Source organism: Paracoccus sp. (in: a-proteobacteria), from assembly GCF_046462195.1.
Taxonomy (GTDB): domain Bacteria; phylum Pseudomonadota; class Alphaproteobacteria; order Rhodobacterales; family Rhodobacteraceae; genus Paracoccus.
The window spans coordinates 1-22,311 of record NZ_JBKGUN010000201.1; the positions used below are offsets into that span (position 1 = coordinate 1).

A 22,311-nucleotide genomic window follows, 5' to 3' on the forward strand; every position below is an offset into this window, starting at 1 on the left:
GCTTCGACCGGAAACCCTCCCGCCCGCACCCGGACATAACCGCTGAAGGGCATCACGACCATCAGTCCGTAAAGCGCGCCATGCGAGAGGCGTGCCGCCACTTGCTGCCACTGCGGCAAGGACTGCGGCAAGGGCGGCGGCCGGTGCGTCAGGCGCCACATCAGGCGCAGAACGATGACTAGGATCAGAACGGCGCCCGTGTTCTTGTGGAACAGGAACAGCAGATTGCCCAGCCGCCGGCCGATGCCCTCCTGCGTCATGATCAGGCCGGCCGGAATCATGGCCAGGATCAGCAAGGCGACCAGCCAGTGCAGAAGCCTTGCCGTCGTCGAATAGCCGCGCATCGCTCCCTCCCGCTGTGGTTCAAGGATAGCGCCATGCAGGACATCCTCATAGTCCCTGCAGGTTTGCTTGACGCACGTGAAGGCAATCATATGCTCGCGTCATGCAGATGCTCCAGCCTGACCCTGCGACCGATGCTGCACCCCGGCCCCTGCCGCAGGGATTGACCGCTGCCGTGCTGACCGGTCTCGCCGTCCATCTGGTGACGGCAATGCCCCTTCTGGGACAAGGGCGTGGAGCGGTGGCCAGTGGGCTGGCCTTTGCGGCGGCCACCGCAGTCGTGGTGCACGCCATTGCACGCCATTACCCGTATGAACGGATCGGAGCGGCCAATGCGGTGACCCTGATCCGGTTGGCATTGACCACGGCACTGGTGGCCCCCTTGCTTGGAGAAGCGGTATCGGGCTGGCTGATTGCAGGCGTCGCCCTGTTCGCCTTGGTTCTGGACGGCGTGGACGGATTTCTGGCGCGGCGCAGCGGCCTCGCATCGGAGGTCGGCGGCCGCTTCGACATGGAAGTGGACGCCGCCATGGCCCTTGTGCTGGCCTGTCATGCCTGGGTGGCCAGTCCGGTCGGAGCCGAGGTTCTTGTTTTGGGGATCATGCGCTATCTGTTCATAGGTTTGGGCCTGATCTGCCCATGGGTCATGGCACCGCTGCCCGTCAGCATGCGGCGCAAGACCATCTGCGTGCTGCAGCTGGCCGCGCTGATCCTGTTGCAGCTGCCCCAGATGCCGGCCGACCTTGCCATCACCGTGGCGCGTGTGGCCGCAATCGCCTTGCTATGGTCCTTTGGCCGCGATCTGCTGTGGCTGAGGAAACATCGTTGAGCCGCTCTCTACGCCTCGCAGGGGCCTTGGCACTGCTGCACCTGCTGACAGCCCTGCCATCGCATCCGGAACAGTTGCTCCCGCGTGCATGGGCCATGCCTGCGCCCGAGATGGTGATTCTGGCATTGCTGCTGATCGCCACCGGACACCGTGTTCCGGGACAGGTGACAAGGGGGATCACCGTCCTGTTGCTGACGCTGACAACGGTTCTGAAGGTCGCGGACCTGCTGATGCTGGAATCCTTGGGCCGCCGCTTCAACATCATTGGTGACCTGCCGTTGATCGATGCGTCGGTGCGGCTTCTGGCGGGCAGCCTTGGGATTGTTGCGGCCACTGGCGTGACGCTCGTGGCAGGCGTGCTGGTGATGGCGATCCTTGCGGCGCTGTGGTGGGCGACTGGCGTCCTGGTCCGGCTGGCACGGGGCCGAGCCATCGTACGTCTGGGCTCAGGCATTGCCGCGGCAGGGCTGGCCGGTGCGCTGATGACCCTGCCACATGGGCCGCTGCGCCCCTTGACGAGGCAGTTTGTGCTGGATCACGCGCGGCTGGCCGGTCGCACCCTGACCGAATTGCGTTCGTTCCGCGCCGATGCGCGCCGCGATGCCCTGGCCACGCTGGCGAATCCCATGGAACGGATCGATCGTGACGTGCTGGTGATCTTTCTGGAAAGCTATGGCCGGACCAGCTTTGATACGCCCTTGTTTGCCGACCGCCATCTGGCAACCCTGGCAGAGGCACAGGCGCGACTGACGCAGGCTGGCCTTGGAATGCGCTCGGGCTTTCTGACCTCGCCCACGCATGGGGGGCAAAGCTGGCTTGCCCATGCCACTCTGGCCAACGGGCTGCTGGTCAATGACCAGATCCGCTATCGCGCCGCCATCGCCAGCGGGCGGCAGACGCTGTTTCATCGTGCGGCGGCGGCAGGATTCCGGACCGCAGCCGTCATGCCCGCCATTGTCCGTCCCTGGCCCGAGGCATCCACGATGGGCTTCCAGACCATCATCGCGGCTCCCGACATGGGTTACCGCGGGCTGCCCTTCAATTGGGTCACCATGCCCGACCAATACACGCTGGCGGTGACCGATCGCCTGCTGCGGGATACGCCGGACCCGCGCCCGCTGTTCGCACAGGTGGTCCTGATCTCCTCGCATGCGCCTTGGGTTCCCGTGCCATGGATGGTGGAATGGGACCAAGTCGGCGACGGCCGGATCTTTGATGCCATGGCACAGGAAGGTGACCCGCCCGAGGTCGTCTGGCGTGACCGTGACCGGGTGCGCGCCCAGTACCGGGACGCCATTGACTACACGCTGCAGGTTGTCATGAGCTACGCCGAAAGACAGGCCGATGATCCGCCCCTGATGGTCCTGGTGGGTGATCACCAGGCGGCCGGCTCCATCGGCCTTGATGAACGGCGAGAAGTCCCGATCCACGTGATCGGTCCGCCGGCGCTGGTCGAACGGACGGCGGCATGGGGGCTGGCGACAGGCCTGATCCCGCCCCGCGACCTTGCGCCCCTGCCGATGGAGGACATGCGCGACCTGTTCCTGCATGGATTTTCCGGCAGCAGCGACACCCCTCCGGCATGACCGGGGCGCGTGTGCTGCAGATTGTGGCTGCCGTTCTGCTGCTGGGTCTGTTGTGGACCGGACTTGACGGTCCGGCGGCGATCAGCCTGCTGGCGCATGCCGATGCGGGATGGCTGGCCGCCGCCATGGCTGCCCTGACCGCGCAAACGCTGCTGTCCGCGTTGCGCTGGCAGATGATCGCGGCCCTGCTGGGACAAACGATCCCGCTGCGGCGTGCCGTGGCAGAATATTACCTGGGTCAAGTGGTGAACCAGTCGCTGCCGGGTGGTGTTCTGGGCGATGCAGGCCGTGCCGTCCGCACAAGACATATCGGTGGCCTGCGCCGTTCCGGCGCCGCCGTCGCGATCGAGCGTCTGACCGGCCAGATCGTTCTTTTTGCTGTCTTGCTGGGGGGCGTTGCCGCCGTTCTTCTGTCGCCGGACGGACTGCGCCTGCCCACGTGGGTCTTGGGTCTTGTGGCTGTCCTGTTGCTGATCTGTCTTGTGGCGGCTGGGGGCATGACGGCCATGCGGTCGAGGCCCGGCCGCATGGGAAAAGCCGCGCGGGACATGGGGCGCATGATCCGGCTGACGCTGTTCACGCGCCACGCCCTGCCCAGGCAACTGGTCCTGAACCTGGTCATCATCGCGGCCAATCTGGCGGCATTCGCCTGTTGCGCCCGAGCCACTGGAACAATCCTTTCACTGGGCGAAACCACTGTGCTGGTTCCCCTGATCCTGCTGACGATGATCCTGCCGCTGACGATCAGCGGCTGGGGCCTGCGCGAGGGGGCGGCGGCAAGCCTGTTCCCTTTGGCAGGTGCCAGCGCATCCGCCGGGGTGGCCGCCAGCCTTGCCTTTGGCCTGATCTTTCTGGCCAGCACCCTGCCGGGCGTCCTTGTCCTTCTGTTCTGCCGCCGCTCCATCGTCGCAAGGGTTCCATCATGAACGCATGTCGATCAGCAACCTTTGCCCTGCCGGGGGACATCGACACGCTGACGGGCGGCTATCTTTATGACCGCCGCCTTGTCGAAGGGTTGCGCGCCCAAGGCCGTCGGATCGACATCCTGTCCCTGCCAAACAGCATGCCCTTTCCCGGCCCGGCCGACATGGCAACCGCCTTGCGGCAACTGATCGCCCTGCCTCCGGACAGGCCGGTCATCATCGACGGTCTGGCCTTTGGCGCGTTGGAGCCGGAAGGCGTCGCTGCCGTCACCGCACCCATTGTTGCCATGATCCATCATCCCCTGGCGCAGGAAAGCGCGCTGCCCGCAGACTTGGCGAACCACCTGTGGCGGACCGAGAAAGACAATCTGGCACTCGCCCGGGCCGTGATGGTTCCCAGCCCGCACACGCGCGACATGCTGGTGGAACGATACGACGTTCCTGCCGGTCGTATCACTGTCGTGCGTCCTGGCACCGACAGGCCCGTTTCGGCGTCTCCTTCCCTTCCCATCAACCCGCCCCTGATCCTGTCGGTCGGCATCCTGCATCCGCGCAAGGGCCATGACATCCTGATCACGGCGCTGTCGCGATTGTGCGGGCTGGACTGGCAGGCGGTCATCGTGGGCAACCCTTGGGATCATGCCCATGTCGAGGCGCTGCGTCTGCAGCTCGCCTCAGCAGGACTGGGGTCGCGGCTGAGGCTGGCGGGGCGCGTGCCGCATGATGCCCTGCAGACCCTTTACCGTCAGGCATCGATCTTTGCGCTGGCCACGCGCTATGAAGGCTATGGCATCGTCTTTGACGAAGCGCTGTCCCATGGTCTGCCCATTGTCAGCACCCTTGCAGGCGCCGTTCCCGAAACGGTGCCGCACGAAGCGGGCCTGCTGGTGCAGCCCGACGATCCCCAAGCCTTCGCGGACGCGTTGCGGCGTCTCCTGTCACACCCGCAGGAGCGTTTCACCCTCGCCAAAGCCGCCGCGCAGGCAGGCAGGGTTTTGCCCGCATGGGACGAAACCGCACGACTGGCCGGCGCCGTTTTAGACAATTTGTATGCGCCTGCCCTGCAATAACAATTGGAGCATTCTCCCTGATCGGATGATGAGATCCCTGACCCTGTCCAGAAAGTCGGCCTGGTGACTGATCAGGAAGCCCGTTTCAGTTCCTCAAGTCCCTGATCCCGGCAGTTGCGTTCTGTCCGCTGCTGGTCGGCAGCTGGTTGGCAATCAATATTCAGCCGATCCGCAGCCAGAACGACAAATCGCTCGGTTGTCACGACGCATGGTGTTTCAGTATCATGTGATATTTTGGCGCCGTCGTCATGTGGTGTGAGACCCGAACACTTCCATGGTGCAAGAAACCCCTTTTATGCCATTATTTTTGCATGGCTGACGGCCCAATGCCCATATCCCCTCACGACGCAAGGGCAATAAGCAATTTGAAAATTAACCAGTACGTAAAGCTCTGGGCAAAAAGGGATTCTGTCACTGCCGTTTGCAGTATTATGAAGAAGCAATATTGTGAGATCGTTCCATATAGCATCTCTTGCAGCGGCGCTTGAGGGTCGTACAGATCATGTGCCATTCATGTAGCAAACGATCTTCATCCTGACTTCCTGATCATCAGGCTTCGCCCAAGCGCAACTCTTGCCGCAGCAAATGCCACGAACGTAATGGCGGTGGGCACTTGTCCGTACAGGACCTTGCGTCAGCAAACCGGCCTATAACGCGAGTAGTGTCCAAAGGCGGAACATAAGCCTCCTTGCTCCGACAGTTGCCGCGTGGCCGGAAAAGACCTGACGACAGGCCTCCCCAACCAAACAGACAGCAAGCAGGAAGCCCCGCCCAGCGCTGTAACGTGTCGACCGGGCTTTCAGTCCTGCAAGCCGCTTGCATGCAAGACCGGCGGCGGGCATCAATGGCCCGTCCCTTGCGTGCGGAGATGCCGATGAAGTCGCTGTTCCATCTTGCCATTCACGTCACCGACCTGGATGAAGCGCGTCGTTTCTATGGCGGCGTCCTGGGCTGCACCGAAGGGCGATCAACCGATACCTGGGTGGATTTCGATTTCTTCGGCCACCAGTTGTCATTGCATCTGGGGACGCCGTTCCCGACGACGCGCACGGGAAAGGTCGGCGACCACATGGTGATGATGCCGCACATGGGCGTCGTCCTGCGGCTGGAAGACTGGCTGGAACTCGCGGACCGCCTGCAGTCCCATGGCATCGATTTCGACATCCCCCCCGTAATCCGTTTCCAAGGCCAGCCCGGGGAACAGCGGACCATGTTCTTCTTCGACCCGTCGGGCAACCCGATCGAGGTCAAGGGCTTTGCCGACTTTGACGGACTTTTCGCTGCATGAGCGGGTTCGTCATCGCACCTCCCCCGATGCCGTCGATCCCGGTCCACGGGCGCAGCGAACGCTTTCCGGTGCGGCGCATCTTCTGCGTCGGACGCAACTATGCCGACCATGCGCGCGAGATGGGCCACGATCCCGACCGGGAGCCTCCGTTCTTCTTTTCCAAGCCTGCCGATGCCCTGCTGACGGACGGAGCGGATCTGCCCTATCCTTCTGCAACGAAGAACCTTCATTTCGAGGCTGAACTGGTCGTAGCCCTGGGCGCGGGTGGTGCAAATGTCGCCCCCAAGGAGGCCGGTTCGCTGATCTGGGGCTTTGCCGCAGGCAACGATCTGACCCGGCGCGATCTTCAGGCCGAAGCCAAGCGCATGGGGCGCCCTTGGGACATGGCAAAAGGCTTTGACCATTCCGCACTCTGCGGCACCCTGCATCCGGTCCAGGAGACAGGGCCGATGGCAAAAGGGCGCATGATGCTGGAGGTGAACGGCATCGTCCGACAGGACTGCTGCCTGTCACAGATGATCTGGCCGGTGCCGGACATCATCGCCGCACTGTCGCGCATGGTGTGCCTGTCACCGAGTGACCTGATCTACTCTGGCACCCCGGCGGGCGTCGGGGCGGTTGTTCCCGGCGACCGGATGATAGTCCGGATCGAGGGGCTGGAGCCACTGATCAACAACGTGGTCTTGGCAGACTGATCCTGTCTGGAAAGTGACCTTGGAAGGCTGTGAGCAAGGGACTTTCCGCGTTTCTGGCCAAAATCAATCTGCCTGCCGTTCCCCGTCCCGGCCGTAAGCAGGGCTGGCGGAACAAACAGCCTCTCTGTGGGCTACCGCCGCCCTGGCCGAGACGACCATGGCAGCCTGCTGTCAAGCCGATACCGGGGGAATGAGGAAACCGGTTCTGAGGCGAATGCTTTGCGCATCAACCCCAGATGGCCACGAATTCCCGCCACTCGCGCGCGCCCATGCCTGAATTTTCCTGCGTGACGACCTCGCCCGCCAAGCGCCGCCTCAGGGCGGCGGTGCCTTGCGCGGACAGGCTGACCGCATCCATGCGATAATCCCGGAAAGCGTTGTAGGCGGCAGGAACCCAGTCGCGGGTGATGTCGCACATCACATCCGCATAGGCCCGGATCTCGTATTGAGCATGAGAATCGGCCCGCAGGCGCAGGAAGTGCATCAGGTTGTGCAGATCCACCTTCCAGTACCACTGAGTGTAGATGTTCGTGGGCAGGTTCATCCGCGCCAGCTCGCGCGCCAACCCCTGCTGCCCCTCCTGGCTCAGCATGGCCTCATAGTTGTCATAGCTGCGCATGGCATCATCGCGGAGCAGGTCCAGCACGCGCTGTGCCTCTTCCCCCTGCAGCACCTCGCCCCGCCCTTGGTTGTTCTGGCTGGATTGCGCGGCCAGATGCTCGGGCGCGGGAATGTAGAACTCGCGGTCGAGGATCGAGTAACGGCCGGAATACTCATTCACGTTGGCCATGCGGTGGCGGATCCATTGACGCGCCACGAAGACGGGCAGCTTGACGTGGAACTTCACCTCGCACATCTCGAACGGAGTCGAATGCCAGTGCCGCATCAGATAGCGGATCAGCCCTTCGTCGTTCTGGACGGACCGCGTCCCCGTGCCATAGCTGACACGCGCGGCCTGGCAGATGGCGGCATCGTCGCCCATGTAGTCGATCACGCGCACCAAGCCGTGGTCCAGCACTTGATGCGCCTTGTAGAGATGCGCCTCCATCCCCTCGGAAACGGCACGCAGGGTCTGGCGCGGCGTCTGGCGCTGGCTGTCGATCTCGGCCTGCTGGTCAGGGGTCAGGGGCATGGGGAGCGGTCCTTTCGGGCGGTGCGGTGGCCTTCTCCTAAGTCAAGACGCCCTTCTGGACAACAGGAACCGAGCCTTGTTGCAGGACATGGAGGTCCATGTCAGGTTGCCCCGAAACCACGGCAGGAGAAGCCCATGAACATCCGCTATCTGCACACGATGGTCCGCGTGAAGGACCTGGACAAGACAATGGAGTTCTTTCGCCTTCTGGGGCTGGAGGAAACGCGCCGCATCGACAATGACAAGGCACGGTTCAGCCTGGTCTTCATGGCCCCTCCGGGCCAGCCCGAATGCCCGGTCGAACTGACCTGGAACTGGGACGGAGACGAGGGCCTGCCTTCGGACAGTCGTCACTTCGGCCACCTCGCCTACCGGGTCGGCAACATCTATGAGATGTGCCAGCGGCTGATGGACGCCGGGATCACCATCAATCGTCCGCCGCGCGACGGCCACATGGCCTTTGTGCGCAGCCCCGACAACGTGTCGATCGAGTTGCTGCAGGAAGGGGATCACCTGCCGCCCCAGGAGCCATGGTCCAGCATGGAAAACACCGGCCACTGGTAAAGACATCTGCCGCGCGCCATCGGGCGCGCGGTCTTCCGGCCCTGTCCGCTTCAGTAGATATAGCGGATCTGTTCCGTCCAGAACCGCTCGATCCGGCGGCTTTGCAGGTTCACCTGATCCAGCGGCGGATCCTCCAGCACGCCCGACATCGCAAGTCCCTCGGCATGGCGCAGGAAGAGCCTGTGAACCATGTCACGCACCTCCTGCCCTTCGGGGGTCAGGCGGACGCGGACCGAACGGCGGTCCATATCGCACCGTTCGTGATGGACATAGCCCATCGTCACCAGCTTCTTCAGGTTGTAGCTCACATTGGATCCCTGATACATCCCGCGGGAGCGCAGCTCGCCGGCGGACACTTCGGCCGTGCCGAGGTTGTAAAGGATCATGGCCTGGACGGGCGTGAGATCCCCCTGGTGAAGGCGTTCGAATTCATCCTTGACCAGATCCAGCATCAGCCGGTGCATCCGCTCCAGCAGTTGCAGGGATTCCAGATAGGCTTCAGTCATTTCCGTCAGGGCGATCCCGGCATGGGCCGGGTCGGTTGACGTGCGCTGGTCGCGCGGTGCGGGTGCGAGCATGGCGGGCTGTCCTGTCGTGTTCGTCATGTCCTGACAATGGCAGACAAAAGACAATCCTAGGTTAATCGCGTACCAGATATTCCTATTATTTTACCGATCTAGACCTGGCTCCTGCCAAGCCGCCCGCTGGCGTGTCGGGCAATCCGTTGCAGCAACGGAGCAAGCTGCGCGGGCCCCCGGTCATCGCGGAGTGGCCCGGACCCGATCAGGGCCGTCACCCAAAGGTAAAGGTCCTGATCATTCTCGCCCAGCAGGCGCTCGTACAGGTCCAGCTCCTCGGCGCTCAAGGACTGGAGAGTGTCATCGGCAAAATGGCCGAGAATCAGGTCCATCTCCTTCATGCCGCGCCGCCAGCTGCGCATGTGCAGTCGCCTGAGACGGTTTTCAGTTGTTTCAGCCATGGGCCAATGCCTCCTCGAGACGCTCAACACGGGCGCTGGCATCAGCCAGCAGATGACGCAGTTCGGCCAGTTCGGCGCGGAGCGCGTTCCATTCGCTGTCGTCTTTCGGCCCTGAACCCTCGCCCGTCAACAGCCAGACCAGCGATACGCCGGTTGACGCGGCGATCCGTCCCAGGATGGTGGCCGTGGGTTCGGCCTGGTCGACCTCCCATCCCTCGACCGTTTCCGGCCGCAACCCCAGGGTATCGGCAAGGTCGGCAATGGCCAGCCCCGCGCCTTCGCGCGCTGCGGTCAGACGGTCGCCCAAAGTGGCCACCGGCTCGGCATAGATGTCCATCTGTCTGGTCCCTCGCTTGTGACGCTTCGACCGGCAGCGTAAGTCAGGCAGGGCGATAGTTCAAACCGCCCGCAACCCGAGAGGTTCCTTCATGGCATTCGTTTCCGACCGGCTGGCCCGCATCAAGCCTTCGCCCACCATCGCGATGACAGGCCGTGCCGCCGAACTGCGGGCAGAAGGGCATGACATCATCAGCCTGTCGGCAGGCGAGCCCGACTTTGACACGCCGCTGCATGTCCGCGAGGCGGCAAAGGCGGCCATCGATGCCGGACATACGCGTTATACGGCCGTGGACGGAACGCCGACGCTCAAGCAGGCGATCGCGGACAAGTTCGCGCGCGAAAATGGGCTGCACTACAGGCTGTCGCAGATCACGGTCGGCACGGGCGGAAAGCAGATCCTGTTCAATGCGCTGATGGCGACGCTTGATGAAGGGGACGAGGTCATCGTGCCTGCTCCCTATTGGGTGAGCTATCCCGACATGGTGCTGCTGGCGGGGGGACGACCCGTTGTGGTGGAATGCGATCAGGCCTCGGGTTTTCGCTTGTCACCGGAAGCGCTGGAGAAGGCGATCACGCCCCGCACCAAATGGCTGATCCTCAACTCCCCCTCGAACCCATCGGGTGCAGGCTATGACCGCGCGTCGATGCAGGCGTTGTGCGACGTGCTTCTGCGCCACCCGCAGGTCTGGGTCCTGGCCGACGACATATACGAGCATCTGGTGTTCGACAGCTTCCGGTTCTGCACGCCCGCTCAGGTCGAGCCGCGGTTGAAGGACCGGGTCCTGACCATGAACGGCGTCAGCAAGTCCTATGCCATGACCGGCTGGCGCATCGGCTATGGCGCGGGCCCCGAGATTCTGATCAGGACGATGGCCAAGCTGCAGTCGCAGTCAACCTCCAACCCCTGCTCGGTCAGCCAGTATGCAGCCGAGGCTGCCTTGCAGGGACCGCAGGATTATGTGCGTGACAGCCGCGCCGTCTTTCAGCGGCGCCGCGATTTGGTGGTGGCGGGACTGAACACCTGCCCGGGCCTGGACTGCCCGGTGCCGCAAGGGGCCTTTTATGTTTATCCCTCCATGGCGGGTCTGATCGGCCGCACATCGGCCAAGGGTCGGCGCATCGACAGCGACGAGGAATTCGCAAACGCGCTTCTGGACGAGGAGGGCGTCGCGGTGGTGTTTGGCGCAGCCTTCGGCCTCAGTCCGCATTTCCGGATTTCCTATGCAGCCGCGGACGAGGTGCTGGAAGAGGCCGTGACACGCATCCGCCGCTTTTGCGAAGGGTGCAACTAGCGCCGTCCGGACGGCGTTGAACAGGGCGAGCAGAAAAGAAGGAAACTGACCATGCTGCCCCACAACGCCGTGGTGGTCGTCGCGGACGGCCACTCCGCCACCATCTTTCGCAATGCGGCCAAGCACGGGCTTGAGCTGACCCAGGTCGAAACCGTCACCCCCGCCAGCCTCTCGGACCCGGCCAAGATGCCCCAGCTAGACGAGATCTCTCCCCGTGACGAGGAAGAGGCGGATTTCGCGCTTCGTCTGACGCGCCATCTGAACGAGATGGTGCTGAAGAACAAGCTGGAGGATATCGCGATCATCGCCGATCCTTCCACGCTTGGCGTGATGCGCAAGCATTACCACAAGGAACTGCAGCTTCGACTGCGGCGCGAATTGTCCAAGACCCTCACGAACTCGGACATACCCACGATTCAGAACGCACTGGCCTGACAGGATTGTCCCGTTCCAAATGAAAACGCCCCGCAGAAGCGGGGCGTTCTTGCGTCAAAAGACGCCAAGTACATACAGGATGACGATCACCACCACCGGCACGCCCATGAACCACGCAACAAGACCCTTCATCCGTCACTCCTTCACTTTGTCTTGAAGGGCAACGCAGGTCATCAGGCCGGGTTCCGATGGACTCAGAGCGCCGTCCAGCCTCCGTCGACGCTGATCGTGGTACCGGTAATTTGCGCGGCGGCATCGCTGCACAGGAACACGGCCGTGTCGCCCAACTGGTCGGTGGTGGCGAATTCCTTGGAAGGCTGGCGTTCCAGCAGCACCTTTTCGATCACCTCTTCGCGGCCCATGTCGTACTTCTGCATCGTGTCCGGGATCTGCGCCTCCACCAGCGGGGTCAGGACATAGCCCGGGCAGATGGCGTTGCAGGTGATTGCCTCGCGTGCGGTTTCCAGCCCTGTCACCTTGGTCAGGCCGACGATGCCATGCTTGGCCGCCACGTAGGCGGACTTGTACGGGCTGGCTGTCAACCCGTGGGCCGAGGCGATGTTGATCACCCTGCCCCAGCCGGCCTGCCGCATCATCGGCAGCGCAGCGGCTGTTGTGTGAAAGGCCGATGACAGGTTGATCGCGATGATCGCATCCCATCGATCGACCGGAAAATCCGGAATGGCAGCCACGTGCTGGATGCCCGCGTTGTTCACCAGAATGTCGCAGCGGCCGGCCTGCTCGATCAGCGCGCGACAATCGTCTCCACTGGACATGTCGCCCTTGACGTAGCGGACGGCAATGCCGTGCTCATGGGCCAGACGCTCGGCCAGCGCATGATCCTCGTCCCGGTCGGTAAAGCTGTTCAGGACCACGTCGGCCCCGGCCCGTGCCAGACGCTCGGCCACCCCAAGGCCGATGCCCGAGTTCGAGCCGGTGACGACGGCAGTCTTGCCTTTCAGGAATGGCTGAAACATCCACTGCTCCTGGTTGTGCGGCGGGGACATGAAAGGCCCCGCTGCGGGTTTCGCAGCTGCAGCATGGGCAAAAAAAAACGCCCGCACAAGGCGGGCGCAAGTTATGAGGCAGGTTTCATACAGGCAAGAAACCTATCGAGCAGTGCCCCATTTATACGCGAGGAAATGCGCGAGGCCAACACCCATCTTCCCGGCTTGGTTGACGCCCGCCTGTTGAGACTGTTGATATCGCCGCCAAACAATGAACACCGGGGCGGCAGGCGATGCGAATCCTAAAAAACCTTAACAAAACCGCGATCAAGGGGACATGGTTGGCGGCATTGACGGTCGGCGCCGGTGTTGCAGCAATGCCTCTGACAAGCCTTGCAGACCCTGTCCATGGCATTGCAATGTATGGAGAACCTGCGCTGCCCGCAGGCTTTGCCCATCTTCCCTATGCCGATCCCGAAGCGCCCAAGGGCGGCACGATTCGTCTTGCCGAGCCCGGCAGCTTTGATTCGCTGAAGCCTTGGGTCTTAAAAGGCAATGCAGCATGGGCGGTCGGCGTCCACGTCCCCGAGTCGCTGATGATGCGATCCATCGACGAACCGTTCTCCTTATACGGGTTATTGGCTGAGACTGTCGAGACCGCGCCGGACCGCTCCTGGGTTGAGTTCACCCTGCGCCCCGAAGCCCGCTTTTCCGACGGCAGTCCCGTCACCATCGAAGACGTGATGTGGTCCTATGAAACGCTCGGGACCAAGGGGCATCCCCGCTATCTGGGTGCCTGGTCCAAGGTCGCCAGCATGGAACAGACGGGCGAACGGAGCCTGCGGTTCACCTTTGCCGAACAGGACCGCGAGCTGCCCTTGCTGATGGGCCTGCGCCCCATCCTGAAGAAGGCGCAATGGGAGGGACAGGATTTCGCCGATTCCAGCCTGGAACCGCCGATCGGCAGCGGGGCTTATGTGATCGATCGCGTTGATCCCGGCCGCTCGATCACCTTCCGGCGCAATCCCGACTATTGGGGCAAGGATCTTCCGCTGATGGCGGGGCTGAACAACTTCGATACGATACGTTACGACTATTTCGGCGATGCCAATGCCATGTTCGAGGCTTTCAAGGCGGGCGAGGCCACTGTCTGGCGCGAACTGTCGGCCCAGAAGTGGGAAAATGAATTCAACTTTCCCCTGATGACCCGCGGCGAGATCGTCAAGGCCGAGATCCCGAACGAACGGCCCTCCGGCATTGTCGGGCTGGTGATGAACACCCGCAACCCGATCTTCGATGACTGGCGGGTGCGCCAGGCGATGATCGAGATGTTCAATTTCCGCTTTATCAACCAGACCCTCAACGCAGGTTCCGACCCCCGCATCACATCCTATTTTTCCAACTCGGTTCTGGGGATGGGTGACGGACCCGCCATGGGGCGCGTGGCCGAACTGTTGCAGCCCTTCGCGTCCGACCTGCCTCCGGGCACGATTGAGGGCTATGCCTTGCCCGACGGCAGCGAACGTTCGATGGATCGCGCCGCTTTGCGGCGCGCACAGGCGCTGATGGAAGAAGCGGGCTGGACGATCCAGGACGGCCAAATGAAGAACGCCGCAGGGCAGGTGTTCGGTTTCGAGATCCTGCTGAACCAGTCCGGCACTGCCATGCGCACCGGCTCCGAAACCCAGCAGATCGTGAACATCTATGTCGAGTCGCTGCGTCCCTTGGGGATCACGCCCCGTGTCACGCTGCTGGACACGGCCCAATACATCGAGCGGACCAACAACTATCAGTTCGACATGACATGGTACGAACGCGGCCTGTCGCTGTCGCCCGGAAACGAGCAGCGCCTGTACTGGGGCAGCGACGGCGTCACGACGCCAGGCACCAAGAACTGGATGGGCATGAACAGCCCCGCAGCCGAAGCGATGATCGACACGATGGTCCAGGCCGAGACGACCGAAGAGTTCACCGCTGCGGTCAAGGCGCTGGACCGCATCCTGACAGCCGGACGCTACGTGATCCCCGTCAGCTTTTCGCCCATCTCGCGTCTGGCCCATGCGGTCGATCTGAAATATCCCGAAAAACAACCCATTTATGGAGACTGGCCCGGATTTCTTCCGGAAGTCTGGTGGCAGGAGGCGAACTGATGCGGATGTTCTGGGTTACTCTGCTGGCTTGTGGAATACTGGCCGGATGCAACACCGTCGCCGGGGTCGGCGAGGACATTACCGGGACGGCGCGCTGGTTCCAGGGCGCAATCCCTTCAGGAGGTTATTGATGAAGTGGCACCATGTTCAGGAAAACTGGGCGGCCTTCTATGAGGCGATCCTCGACAAATGGCCCGATGCCGATGAGGCGGATCTGGACGAGATCGACGGAGACCAGCGCGCCTTTATCGAATACCTGGTCGAGGTAACCGGACAGGAACCCGAGGAAATCCGCGAAGAACTGCGCGAATGGCTGATCGGCGAGATCCCGTCGGATGTCGTGATGGACCCGGGCCATGACAACCATTCGATCGCCCTCAGCGCCAAGTTCGTCAATGACGGCGAGGACGAGTTCATGGACGACGCCGCCTTTGGCGACGAGGACAAGAACGGCGAATGAAGACTGCACCGCCCGTGCCCGGGTTCGGGGCAACGGGCGGGCCTTGCCAGCGGCTCAGGCCGATTTCTGCTGTGCAAAGGTGACCGACAGCCGGTCGGATCGCAGGACCAGCAGCACGTAGATGGCGCCATAAAGGCCCGCCACGACCAGCCCCACCCACTCGATCTTGAACGGCGTGAACACATAAGCGCCGACCAGCGAAAGCTGCAGAAGGAAATGCAGCGGGTAATAGCGACGGTCCCCCAGCCTTTCCCGCGACCAGCCAAGATTGGCGGAATAAAGCCGGATCAGGCTGTCCAAGGAATTGATCACGAAGACGATGCCGACGGTGATCATGAACCAGTTCAGCCAGCCGGGGATCACCACCCCACCCTGATGATAGACGAACAGGACGCTGAACCACAGGCCGAGGGGGATCGCAGGCAGCATCACCATCGCCACCGCCAGTTGCCAGACCTCCATGCCGCCGACAAAGCGCGATACGAACTGGCCGATCATGATCGACCAGGCAAACCACCAGAACAGATAGAACTCGTGGTATTCCGAGATCGGTGTCGCAAAGCGCGGCAGGTGAACGAAATAATCCGCCAGCAAGCCGAAATTGTTGAAGAAGTCATCCAGACCCACACGGCTGTAGACAAAGGCGATCATCGCCAGTGCGGTAAAGGCCAGCATCCCGAAGCCATAACTGGACAGGATGGCCAGCCATTTCATCACCCTCATGTCCCCGCTGGAAATGACCGCTGCCGCGATGACCGTCATCACCAGCGCCCAGATCGCCCCTCGTGGGAGGTCCGGCGCATAGGTCGGCAGGTTCGACATGAACAGGTAGCAGGTGAACGAGCAGGTCGCGATGACGGTCAGGTTGTAGACGATCCGGATCACCGGGATTTCGAACAGCTTCAACCGCGGCTCGAGCACCAGGAAATAGAACGTCGCCACGAAATACATCAGCCAGACCAACGGGCCCCACATCCCGAACTCCACCGCAAGGGCGTTCGTGAAGGAAAAGGCCGGATCATTCTGATAGATCGAGAATTCGCTCAGCGGCAGCATGACCAGCCCCATATCGAGCCCGGCCGTGAACAACAGTGCGATCAGCGTGAACAATCCGACCGGCTCCTGGCCCTGAAGGCGCAGGCGGGGCCAGCGGATCAGGACAAACAGCGCGCAGGCCAGAACACTGAGATAGGCGACGGTAATGATGGGCGTCATGATGATCCTTCTTAGGTCACTGAACAATCAGCTTTGGATACCGGCGTGCATCTGCGCAGTCGCTGCCTTGCAGCAGAACCGTCAGACCGTCACCGTCGCGGCCCCTGAACCGCAATTTCATTCGATCCTCTAAAGCCTGATCTATATTGAGTGATCGGTCAATCAATAAAATTTCGGGCGGCGACGCTTGTCCCGTTCGCAGCAAAGCGCCCGCTCAGGCTTGAGATCGGAGCCAGGTTCTGCGACATGCTCGCCGCAGAACCTGGCAGAACCGGACAAAAGGGCGGACCCATGGCCAGCACGTTGAAAATCGCGTCCGTCAGCATTCTGATCGGGCTGATCGTGCTGTCGCTGAAGACGCTGGCCTGGTGGCTGACGGGTTCGGTGGCGCTGATGTCGGATGCGCTGGAAAGCATCGTGAATGTCGCGACCGCCATGGCCGCCCTTGTCGCCATCCGCGTGGCGCAGCGGCCGGCGGACGAAAGCCACCCTTATGGCCACCACAAGGCCGAATTCTTCAGTGCCGTCCTGGAAGGGGTGCTGATCATCGTGACCGCGCTGCTGATCCTGCGCGAAGCGTGGCATGCGTTCCAGAACCCGCGCCTGATCGAGGCGGCAGGTCTGGGGCTGGCGATCAATGCCAGCGCGGGCGTCCTGAACGCGCTGTGGTGCAGCGTGCTGATCCGTCAGGGGCGACGACTGCGGTCGCCCGCCCTGCTGGCCGACGGCAAGCATCTGCTGTCCGACGTGATCTCGTCGGCCGGTGTACTGCTGGGGGTGGGCCTGGCCGTCGCGACGGGCTGGGCGATCCTGGACCCGTTGCTGGCAATGCTGGTGGGCGTCAACATCCTGTGGTCGGGCTGGCGCGTGATGACGTCGTCGCTCAGCGGCCTGATGGACGAAGCGGTGCCGGAACCGACCCTGGCCACGATCCGGGAGATCATCTCGGACAAGGCCAGCGGCGCGCTGGAGGCGCATGACCTGCGCACCCGCCATGCCGGAGCGGTGACATTCATCGACTTTCACCTGGTGGTGGACGGCCGGACCACGGTGTCGGACGCCCATGACATCTGCGACCGGGTCGAGGCCTCGCTCAGGCAGCGCCTGCCCGACGCGCAGATCACCATCCATGTCGAGCCGGAACACAAGGCCAAGCATTCCGGCGTCCTGGTGATCTAGGCCGCCAGACGCACCCAGACCGGGACATGGTCGCTCGGCTTTTCGCCCGCCCGCGCATCGCGGTCGATCCCAGCCTCGATCATCAGGTCGGCCGCCTGGGGCGACAGCAGCAGATGGTCGATGCGGATGCCGTTGTCGCGCTGCCAGGAATTGGCCTGGTAATCCCAGAAGGTGAACGGCCCGCGCGTGTTCCACGGGTCGCGGATGCGGATGGCATCGGTCCAGCCCTGGTTCACGATGGCGCGGAACGCGGCCCGGCTTTGCGGAAGGAAAAGCGCGTCTTCCAGCCAGTTCTGCGGATGCGCAACATCACGCGCCTCGGGGATGATGTTGTAATCGCCCAGCATGACCACCGGCATCTCGCTGGCCAGCAGATCGGCCGCGCGCTGGCGCAAACGCTCCATCCAGGCCAGCTTGTAGTCGTATTTCGGCCCCGGCGCCGGGTTGCCGTTGGGCAGATACAACCCGGCGATCCGCACGGCCTGTGCCCCCACGACAGTGGCTTCGATATAGCGGGCCTGTTCGTCGGCATCATCGCCGGGCAGGCCGCGGGTCACATCCTCCAACGGCAGGCGCGACAGGATCGCGACTCCGTTGAAGCCCTTCTGGCCATGCGTCTCGACGCTCCAGCCCAAGTCTTGGAAGTGCTCGCGCGGGAAACCTTCGTCCACGGACTTGATTTCCTGCAGGACGACCAGATCGGCATCCGTGGCACCCAGCCACTCGGTCAGCGCCTGGATCCGGGCCTTGATGCCGTTGATGTTGAAGCTTGCGATTTTCATGAACGGCATCTTTAGCGGCCGTGCCGCGTTTGGCAACCGCATCCCTGCGAAAGGCCTGACCGTGAAACGTGCCCTGATCCTGCTGCTGGTTGTTCCGATGCTTGCCATGGCAGAGCCGCGGCCGCCCACGGGCCTGTTGTCAAAGGACGGCCCCCTGCCTGCCACCATCCCCTTTCACCTTCGGGCGCCGGACGACCGGGATGTGGCGGCAATCCTGTCTGATGCCTCGGGAAGGCGCGTCATCAGCGGCTATGTCCGGGCAGGAACCGCGCTGCGCCTGCTGGTCCCGCCTGGAAACCACCGCCTGACCCTTGCCGCCGGTGTTTCCGCCGACTGGCAGGGGCCGCAGGACCTGTTCGGCGACCAGGGAACGACGGTGACCCTGCCCGATCCGCTGGACTTCCGCATCACGCCTGACAGTCGCCGCGAAGGTCACGCGTTGACGACGACATTCACCAATGGTGCCCTGCGCATTGCCGATCGACAGGACCGGACCCTGTGCCAGATCGCGGAATGGGATCTGGACACCGTCACCGAAACAACTCCGGCAGGAACGGAATTGCGCTGGCTGGACCCGCAGCTCACGACCCGCAGTCGCCCTTGCGACTGATGTCAGATCGAAAAGGACGTACCGCAACCGCAGCTGCTGGTGGCGTTGGGGTTCTCGATCACGAAACGTGCGCCGATCAGTTCGTCCGTGAAGTCGATCACCGCCCCCGCTAGGTAAGGCAGCGAAACCGGATCGACGACCACACTTTGCCCGGCACGCTCCAGGACAAGGTCATCCTCTTCGGGGCGGTCCAGGCGGATGTCGTATTGAAAGCCGGAACATCCGCCGCCAAGCACCGCCACGCGCAGCGGAACAGGATCCTTGCCCGCGTTGATCTGGGACAGGCGCTCGAAGGCGCGTTCGGTGACTTTGGGCGGCAGGTTCATGGGACGTTCCCGTTTTTGTCGGTAGGCATCAAATATAGGCTCTGACCCAACAACTCGCAAGGAAGGCCCCGCGCCCCATGACCACACTCGCGCCCTATGCCTGCCAGCCGCAAGACAGCCGCGGGCGCTTGCACGATGAAAGCCTGTCCACCTTTCGCTCGCCCTGGCAACGGGACCGGGACCGGATCATCCATTCCAGCGCCTTCCGGCGGCTCAAGCACAAGACCCAGGTCTTTGTCGAACATGACGGCGACGCGTATCGTGGCGATTACTTTCGCACCCGGCTGACTCACACGATTGAGGTGGCGCAGGTGGCGCGCACCATCGCCGGCGCCCTCGGCCTCAACACCGATCTGGCGGAAACGGTGGCCTTGGCCCATGATCTGGGCCACCCGCCCTTTGGTCACACGGGCGAAGATGCGCTGGCCGCGCTGATGGCCCCTTATGGCGGGTTCGATCACAATGCGCAGGCACTGCGCATCGTGACCCGGCTGGAGCGTCATTACGCGGATTTCGATGGCCTGAACCTGACATGGGAGGCGCTGGAAGGCATTGCCAAGCACAACGGGCCGATCACCGGCGACCTGCCCTATGCCTTGGCACAGGTGAATGCCCAGTGGGATCTGGAACTGCACACCAATGCCAGTGCCGAGGCACAGGTCGCCGCCGTGGCCGATGACGTGGCCTATAACCACCACGACCTGCATGACGGATTGCGAGCAGGCCTGTTCACCGAGGAAGACCTGTCCGAACTGCCGGTCATCGGCCCGGCCTTTGCCGAGGTGGACCGCCTTTACCCAAGCCTTGACCCGACGCGGCGGCGTTACGAGGCGCTGCGCCGCGTCTTCGGCGTCATGGTGGAGGATGTGATCGCGGTGGCCCAGAACCGGCTGGCCGCACTGCAACCCCAATCCGTCAATGATATCCGCGGGATGGACGGTCCGATCATCCGCTTTTCCAAGCCGCTTTACCAGAACATCAAGGCCATCAAGTCCTTTCTGTTTCACCGCATGTACCGCGCGCCGTCCATTGTGGTCGAGCGCAACCATGTCACGCAGATGCTGAACGACCTGTTCCCCCTGTTCCTGAACGACCCGGACCGCCTGCCCGCACAATGGCGCAGCCAGTCGCTGGACCTTCCGGACAGAACCGAACGCGCGCGGCTGGTTCTGGATTACGTGGCTGGCATGACCGACCGCTATGCCATTGCCGAACATCAACGCCTGATCGGCCGCTGAACCGAAACAGGATTGCCGCGTTGGGGGGCGGAACACATTCAAAGAAAGGATCAACCATGATCACCCGCACCGGATCGGCCCAATGGCAAGGTGGCCTCAAGGACGGCAAGGGCCAGGTATCGTCCAAGTCGGGCGCCCTGAACGCCCTGCCCTACGGCTTCAACACCCGCTTCGAAGACCAGCCCGGCACCAACCCCGAAGAGCTAGTGGGCGCGGCGCATGCGTCCTGCTTTTCGATGGCGCTGGCGATGATGCTGGAACAGGAAGGCGTCTCGGGCGTGTCCATCGAAACCCGCTCCGACGTTTCGATGGACAAGGACGGCGAAGGCTTCGCCGTCAAGAAGGTCCACCTGACCACCTCGATCACCGGCGACGCGGACGAGGCCAAGCTGCTGGAAGTGGCCGAAAAGGCCAAGGCCGGCTGCCCGATCTCGAAGCTGCTGAACGCCGAGATCACGATGGACGCGCGCAAGGCCTGAACCTGGCGGACCAACAAACGCCGGCGCGATAAGCGCCGGCGTTTGGCTGTCAGACCATCATTTCCTTGGTCGCCGTCAGCTTCAGGTCGGGATGGTCGCGACCGATCCGGTCGATGTCCCACTGAAGCCGGGTCAGATAGACCAGATCGCCGTCGTGGTCATGCGCCAGATGGCCCTTGTTGGCCTCGGCAAAGGCCTCGACCTTGTCCTTGGGACCTGACACCCAGCGCGCGCTGGAGAACTGGCTGCCTTCGAAACGGACGGGAATGCCGTATTCCAGCTCGATCCGGCTGGCCAGCACCTCGAACTGCAGCGCCCCCACCACGCCCACGATGAAACCCGAGCCGATGGCGGGCTTGAAGACCTTGGCCGCGCCTTCTTCGGCGAACTGCATCAGCGCCTTTTCCAGGTGCTTGGCCTTCATCGGGTCGGTCGCGCGCACCGTTTGCAGCAGTTCCGGCGCAAAACTGGGGATGCCGGTAAAGCGCAGCGCCTCGCCTTCCGTCAGCGCGTCGCCGATGCGCAGCTGGCCGTGGTTCGGGATGCCGATGATGTCGCCGGCCCATGCCTCTTCGGCCAGTTCGCGGTCGGCCGCCAGGAACAGGACCGGGTTCGACACGGCCATGGGCTTTTTCGACCGCACATGGACCATCTTCATCCCCCGTTCGAAATGGCCGGAAGCCAGTCGCACAAAGGCCACGCGGTCGCGGTGCTTGGGGTCCATGTTCGCCTGGACCTTGAAGACAAAGCCGGTGACAGTCTTTTCCTCGGGCGCGATCTCGCGTCCGGCGCTGTTCTGCGGCTGCGGGGGCGGCCCGTACTGGCTGATGCCCTTCATCAGCTCGCGTACGCCAAAGCTGTTGATCGCGCTGCCGAACCAGATGGGCGTCATGTGGCCTTCCAGAAAGGACCTGCGGTCAAAGGCGGGCAGCAGCTCGCGCGCCATCTCGACCTCTTCGCGCAGCTTTTCCAGCAGGTCGGCCGGGACGTGTTCGGCCAGCCGAGGGTCGTCCAGCCCTTCGATGGCGATCGATTCGGCCACCTTGTTGCGGTCGGCGCGGTCCATCAGTTCCAGCCGGTCATGCAGCATGTCGTAGCAGCCGATAAAGTCGCGCCCCACGCCGATCGGCCAGGAGGCCGGCGCCACGTCGATGGCCAGGTTCTCCTGGATCTCGTCGATGATCTCGAACGTGTCGCGGGATTCGCGGTCCATCTTGTTGCAAAAGGTCAGGATCGGCAGGTCGCGCAGGCGGCACACCTCGAACAGCTTGCGGGTCTGCGATTCAACGCCCTTGGCTCCGTCAATCACCATGATCGCTGCGTCCACCGCGGTCAGCGTGCGATAGGTATCCTCGGAAAAGTCGCTGTGACCCGGCGTATCGACCAGATTGAAACGAAATCCGTCGAAATCGAATGACATGGCCGAGGCTGAAACCGAGATGCCGCGATCC

25 protein-coding genes are annotated in these 22,311 nt (G+C 62.9%); 15 read left to right on the top strand and 10 right to left on the bottom strand.

Going from position 1 to position 22,311, the window contains the following annotated elements:
* Window positions 1–344 (bottom strand): cytochrome b (locus tag ACLHHB_RS12235; RefSeq protein WP_410218560.1); only part of this gene is annotated, 344 nt, incomplete at its 3' end.
* 101 nt (window positions 345–445) lie between these two features.
* On the opposite strand from ACLHHB_RS12235, the gene ACLHHB_RS12240 reads away from it, so the two are divergent.
* The 6 genes from ACLHHB_RS12240 to ACLHHB_RS12265 all read left to right on the top strand — a co-directional run bounded on the left by ACLHHB_RS12240 (window position 446) and on the right by ACLHHB_RS12265 (window position 6,733).
* The gene (locus ACLHHB_RS12240; RefSeq protein ID WP_410218561.1) at window positions 446–1,171 is read left to right on the top strand and encodes a CDP-alcohol phosphatidyltransferase family protein; all 726 of its coding nucleotides are present in this window, start codon (window positions 446–448) and stop codon (window positions 1,169–1,171) included.
* Window positions 1,168–2,757, top strand: a complete 1,590-nt coding sequence (locus tag ACLHHB_RS12245) for a sulfatase-like hydrolase/transferase (protein ID WP_410218562.1) — start codon at window positions 1,168–1,170, stop codon at window positions 2,755–2,757. Before ACLHHB_RS12240 ends, ACLHHB_RS12245 begins: the two co-directional genes overlap by 4 nt.
* Window positions 2,754–3,683 carry a YbhN family protein gene (locus ACLHHB_RS12250; protein ID WP_410218563.1) on the top strand — a complete coding sequence of 310 codons (930 nt, stop codon included), beginning with the start codon at window positions 2,754–2,756 and terminating at the stop codon, window positions 3,681–3,683. Before ACLHHB_RS12245 ends, ACLHHB_RS12250 begins: the two co-directional genes overlap by 4 nt.
* Window positions 3,680–4,750 (top strand): glycosyltransferase family 4 protein, encoded by a 1,071-nt coding sequence (locus ACLHHB_RS12255; protein WP_410218564.1) that lies wholly within the window; start codon window positions 3,680–3,682, stop codon window positions 4,748–4,750. The genes ACLHHB_RS12250 and ACLHHB_RS12255 overlap by 4 nt, the downstream gene beginning before the upstream one ends.
* Before the next feature lie 874 nt (window positions 4,751–5,624).
* Window positions 5,625–6,038 carry a VOC family protein gene (locus ACLHHB_RS12260; RefSeq protein ID WP_410218565.1) on the top strand — a complete coding sequence of 138 codons (414 nt, stop codon included), beginning with the start codon at window positions 5,625–5,627 and terminating at the stop codon, window positions 6,036–6,038.
* Window positions 6,035–6,733 carry a fumarylacetoacetate hydrolase family protein gene (locus tag ACLHHB_RS12265; protein WP_410218566.1) on the top strand — a complete coding sequence of 233 codons (699 nt, stop codon included), beginning with the start codon at window positions 6,035–6,037 and terminating at the stop codon, window positions 6,731–6,733. The genes ACLHHB_RS12260 and ACLHHB_RS12265 overlap by 4 nt, the downstream gene beginning before the upstream one ends.
* A gap of 226 nt (window positions 6,734–6,959) precedes the next feature.
* Here the strand turns inward: ACLHHB_RS12265 and thyX are convergent, their stop codons facing one another.
* A complete protein-coding gene (thyX, locus tag ACLHHB_RS12270; protein ID WP_410218567.1) occupies window positions 6,960–7,865 on the bottom strand; it encodes an FAD-dependent thymidylate synthase in 906 nt (301 codons plus the stop codon).
* A gap of 135 nt (window positions 7,866–8,000) precedes the next feature.
* Between thyX and ACLHHB_RS12275 the strand changes: the two genes are divergently transcribed.
* Window positions 8,001–8,429 carry a VOC family protein gene (locus tag ACLHHB_RS12275; protein WP_410218568.1) on the top strand — a complete coding sequence of 143 codons (429 nt, stop codon included), beginning with the start codon at window positions 8,001–8,003 and terminating at the stop codon, window positions 8,427–8,429.
* A 50-nt stretch (window positions 8,430–8,479) separates the two neighbouring features.
* Here the strand turns inward: ACLHHB_RS12275 and ACLHHB_RS12280 are convergent, their stop codons facing one another.
* The 3 genes from ACLHHB_RS12280 to ACLHHB_RS12290 form a co-directional block, all read right to left on the bottom strand.
* On the bottom strand, window positions 8,480–8,935 hold the full coding sequence (locus ACLHHB_RS12280) for a MarR family winged helix-turn-helix transcriptional regulator (RefSeq protein WP_410218584.1): 456 nt from the start codon (window positions 8,933–8,935) through the stop codon (window positions 8,480–8,482).
* Between the two features lie 170 nt (window positions 8,936–9,105).
* Window positions 9,106–9,408 carry a succinate dehydrogenase assembly factor 2 gene (locus ACLHHB_RS12285; protein WP_410218569.1) on the bottom strand — a complete coding sequence of 101 codons (303 nt, stop codon included), beginning with the start codon at window positions 9,406–9,408 and terminating at the stop codon, window positions 9,106–9,108.
* Window positions 9,401–9,745: a helix-turn-helix domain-containing protein gene (locus tag ACLHHB_RS12290; RefSeq protein ID WP_410218570.1), complete on the bottom strand. Its 345-nt coding sequence runs from the start codon at window positions 9,743–9,745 to the stop codon at window positions 9,401–9,403. Before ACLHHB_RS12290 ends, ACLHHB_RS12285 begins: the two co-directional genes overlap by 8 nt.
* Before the next feature lie 91 nt (window positions 9,746–9,836).
* Between ACLHHB_RS12290 and ACLHHB_RS12295 the strand changes: the two genes are divergently transcribed.
* Entirely contained in the window at window positions 9,837–11,039 is a 1,203-nt protein-coding gene (locus ACLHHB_RS12295) for a pyridoxal phosphate-dependent aminotransferase (protein WP_410218571.1), read from the top strand.
* 51 nt (window positions 11,040–11,090) lie between these two features.
* Window positions 11,091–11,474: a host attachment protein gene (locus tag ACLHHB_RS12300; RefSeq protein ID WP_410218572.1), complete on the top strand. Its 384-nt coding sequence runs from the start codon at window positions 11,091–11,093 to the stop codon at window positions 11,472–11,474.
* 194 nt (window positions 11,475–11,668) lie between these two features.
* Here the strand turns inward: ACLHHB_RS12300 and ACLHHB_RS12305 are convergent, their stop codons facing one another.
* The gene (locus ACLHHB_RS12305; RefSeq protein ID WP_410218573.1) at window positions 11,669–12,451 is read right to left on the bottom strand and encodes a 3-hydroxybutyrate dehydrogenase; all 783 of its coding nucleotides are present in this window, start codon (window positions 12,449–12,451) and stop codon (window positions 11,669–11,671) included.
* 263 nt (window positions 12,452–12,714) lie between these two features.
* Between ACLHHB_RS12305 and ACLHHB_RS12310 the strand changes: the two genes are divergently transcribed.
* Both ACLHHB_RS12310 and ACLHHB_RS12315 read left to right on the top strand, forming a co-directional pair.
* Window positions 12,715–14,571: an extracellular solute-binding protein gene (locus ACLHHB_RS12310; RefSeq protein ID WP_410218574.1), complete on the top strand. Its 1,857-nt coding sequence runs from the start codon at window positions 12,715–12,717 to the stop codon at window positions 14,569–14,571.
* A gap of 130 nt (window positions 14,572–14,701) precedes the next feature.
* Window positions 14,702–15,031, top strand: a complete 330-nt coding sequence (locus ACLHHB_RS12315) for a hypothetical protein (protein ID WP_410218575.1) — start codon at window positions 14,702–14,704, stop codon at window positions 15,029–15,031.
* A gap of 54 nt (window positions 15,032–15,085) precedes the next feature.
* Here the strand turns inward: ACLHHB_RS12315 and ACLHHB_RS12320 are convergent, their stop codons facing one another.
* Entirely contained in the window at window positions 15,086–16,246 is a 1,161-nt protein-coding gene (locus ACLHHB_RS12320) for a BCCT family transporter (protein ID WP_410218576.1), read from the bottom strand.
* Between the two features lie 291 nt (window positions 16,247–16,537).
* Here ACLHHB_RS12320 and ACLHHB_RS12325 point away from each other — a divergent pair, with 291 nt between their 5' ends.
* Complete coding sequence (locus ACLHHB_RS12325; protein ID WP_410218577.1) at window positions 16,538–17,425, top strand: cation diffusion facilitator family transporter; 888 nt, start codon at window positions 16,538–16,540, stop codon at window positions 17,423–17,425.
* Here the strand turns inward: ACLHHB_RS12325 and xth are convergent.
* A complete protein-coding gene (xth, locus tag ACLHHB_RS12330; RefSeq protein WP_410218578.1) occupies window positions 17,422–18,207 on the bottom strand; it encodes an exodeoxyribonuclease III in 786 nt (261 codons plus the stop codon). The two genes, ACLHHB_RS12325 and xth, sit on opposite strands and share 4 nt — an antisense overlap.
* 61 nt (window positions 18,208–18,268) lie before the next feature.
* Here xth and ACLHHB_RS12335 point away from each other — a divergent pair, with 61 nt between their 5' ends.
* Window positions 18,269–18,817, top strand: coding sequence for a hypothetical protein (locus ACLHHB_RS12335; protein WP_410218579.1), 549 nt, complete (start codon window positions 18,269–18,271; stop codon window positions 18,815–18,817).
* Between the two features lie 2 nt (window positions 18,818–18,819).
* Here ACLHHB_RS12335 and ACLHHB_RS12340 read toward each other — a convergent pair whose 3' ends face one another.
* A complete protein-coding gene (locus ACLHHB_RS12340; protein ID WP_410218580.1) occupies window positions 18,820–19,143 on the bottom strand; it encodes a HesB/IscA family protein in 324 nt (107 codons plus the stop codon).
* Window positions 19,144–19,220: 77 nt separating this feature from the next.
* On the opposite strand from ACLHHB_RS12340, the gene ACLHHB_RS12345 reads away from it, so the two are divergent.
* Both ACLHHB_RS12345 and ACLHHB_RS12350 read left to right on the top strand, forming a co-directional pair.
* The gene (locus ACLHHB_RS12345; RefSeq protein WP_410218581.1) at window positions 19,221–20,381 is read left to right on the top strand and encodes a deoxyguanosinetriphosphate triphosphohydrolase; all 1,161 of its coding nucleotides are present in this window, start codon (window positions 19,221–19,223) and stop codon (window positions 20,379–20,381) included.
* Between the two features lie 56 nt (window positions 20,382–20,437).
* Window positions 20,438–20,860 carry an OsmC family protein gene (locus ACLHHB_RS12350; RefSeq protein ID WP_410218582.1) on the top strand — a complete coding sequence of 141 codons (423 nt, stop codon included), beginning with the start codon at window positions 20,438–20,440 and terminating at the stop codon, window positions 20,858–20,860.
* Window positions 20,861–20,909: 49 nt separating this feature from the next.
* Here the strand turns inward: ACLHHB_RS12350 and ACLHHB_RS12355 are convergent.
* On the bottom strand, window positions 20,910–22,311 hold a 1,402-nt coding region (locus tag ACLHHB_RS12355; RefSeq protein WP_410218583.1), incomplete at its 5' end, for a peptide chain release factor 3.

What these genes read in the sequence shown, in the direction of transcription:
- ACLHHB_RS12250 (WP_410218563.1), top strand. Translation starts at nt 2,754, where the DNA reads ATGACCGGGGCGCGTGTGCTGCAGATTGTGGCTGCCGTTCTGCTGCTG.
- ACLHHB_RS12295 (WP_410218571.1), top strand. Translation starts at nt 9,837, where the DNA reads ATGGCATTCGTTTCCGACCGGCTGGCCCGCATCAAGCCTTCGCCCACC.
- ACLHHB_RS12320 (WP_410218576.1), bottom strand. Translation starts at nt 16,246, where the DNA reads ATGACGCCCATCATTACCGTCGCCTATCTCAGTGTTCTGGCCTGCGCG.
- ACLHHB_RS12305 (WP_410218573.1), bottom strand. Translation starts at nt 12,451, where the DNA reads ATGTTTCAGCCATTCCTGAAAGGCAAGACTGCCGTCGTCACCGGCTCG.
- ACLHHB_RS12340 (WP_410218580.1), bottom strand. Translation starts at nt 19,143, where the DNA reads ATGAACCTGCCGCCCAAAGTCACCGAACGCGCCTTCGAGCGCCTGTCC.
- ACLHHB_RS12255 (WP_410218564.1), top strand. Translation starts at nt 3,680, where the DNA reads ATGAACGCATGTCGATCAGCAACCTTTGCCCTGCCGGGGGACATCGAC.
- ACLHHB_RS12310 (WP_410218574.1), top strand. Translation starts at nt 12,715, where the DNA reads ATGCGAATCCTAAAAAACCTTAACAAAACCGCGATCAAGGGGACATGG.
- ACLHHB_RS12260 (WP_410218565.1), top strand. Translation starts at nt 5,625, where the DNA reads ATGAAGTCGCTGTTCCATCTTGCCATTCACGTCACCGACCTGGATGAA.
- ACLHHB_RS12265 (WP_410218566.1), top strand. Translation starts at nt 6,035, where the DNA reads ATGAGCGGGTTCGTCATCGCACCTCCCCCGATGCCGTCGATCCCGGTC.
- ACLHHB_RS12325 (WP_410218577.1), top strand. Translation starts at nt 16,538, where the DNA reads ATGGCCAGCACGTTGAAAATCGCGTCCGTCAGCATTCTGATCGGGCTG.
- ACLHHB_RS12285 (WP_410218569.1), bottom strand. Translation starts at nt 9,408, where the DNA reads ATGGCTGAAACAACTGAAAACCGTCTCAGGCGACTGCACATGCGCAGC.
- ACLHHB_RS12240 (WP_410218561.1), top strand. Translation starts at nt 446, where the DNA reads ATGCAGATGCTCCAGCCTGACCCTGCGACCGATGCTGCACCCCGGCCC.
- ACLHHB_RS12275 (WP_410218568.1), top strand. Translation starts at nt 8,001, where the DNA reads ATGAACATCCGCTATCTGCACACGATGGTCCGCGTGAAGGACCTGGAC.
- ACLHHB_RS12350 (WP_410218582.1), top strand. Translation starts at nt 20,438, where the DNA reads ATGATCACCCGCACCGGATCGGCCCAATGGCAAGGTGGCCTCAAGGAC.
- ACLHHB_RS12345 (WP_410218581.1), top strand. Translation starts at nt 19,221, where the DNA reads ATGACCACACTCGCGCCCTATGCCTGCCAGCCGCAAGACAGCCGCGGG.
- ACLHHB_RS12300 (WP_410218572.1), top strand. Translation starts at nt 11,091, where the DNA reads ATGCTGCCCCACAACGCCGTGGTGGTCGTCGCGGACGGCCACTCCGCC.
- xth (WP_410218578.1), bottom strand. Translation starts at nt 18,207, where the DNA reads ATGAAAATCGCAAGCTTCAACATCAACGGCATCAAGGCCCGGATCCAG.
- thyX (WP_410218567.1), bottom strand. Translation starts at nt 7,865, where the DNA reads ATGCCCCTGACCCCTGACCAGCAGGCCGAGATCGACAGCCAGCGCCAG.
- ACLHHB_RS12315 (WP_410218575.1), top strand. Translation starts at nt 14,702, where the DNA reads ATGAAGTGGCACCATGTTCAGGAAAACTGGGCGGCCTTCTATGAGGCG.
- ACLHHB_RS12290 (WP_410218570.1), bottom strand. Translation starts at nt 9,745, where the DNA reads ATGGACATCTATGCCGAGCCGGTGGCCACTTTGGGCGACCGTCTGACC.
- ACLHHB_RS12280 (WP_410218584.1), bottom strand. Translation starts at nt 8,935, where the DNA reads ATGACTGAAGCCTATCTGGAATCCCTGCAACTGCTGGAGCGGATGCAC.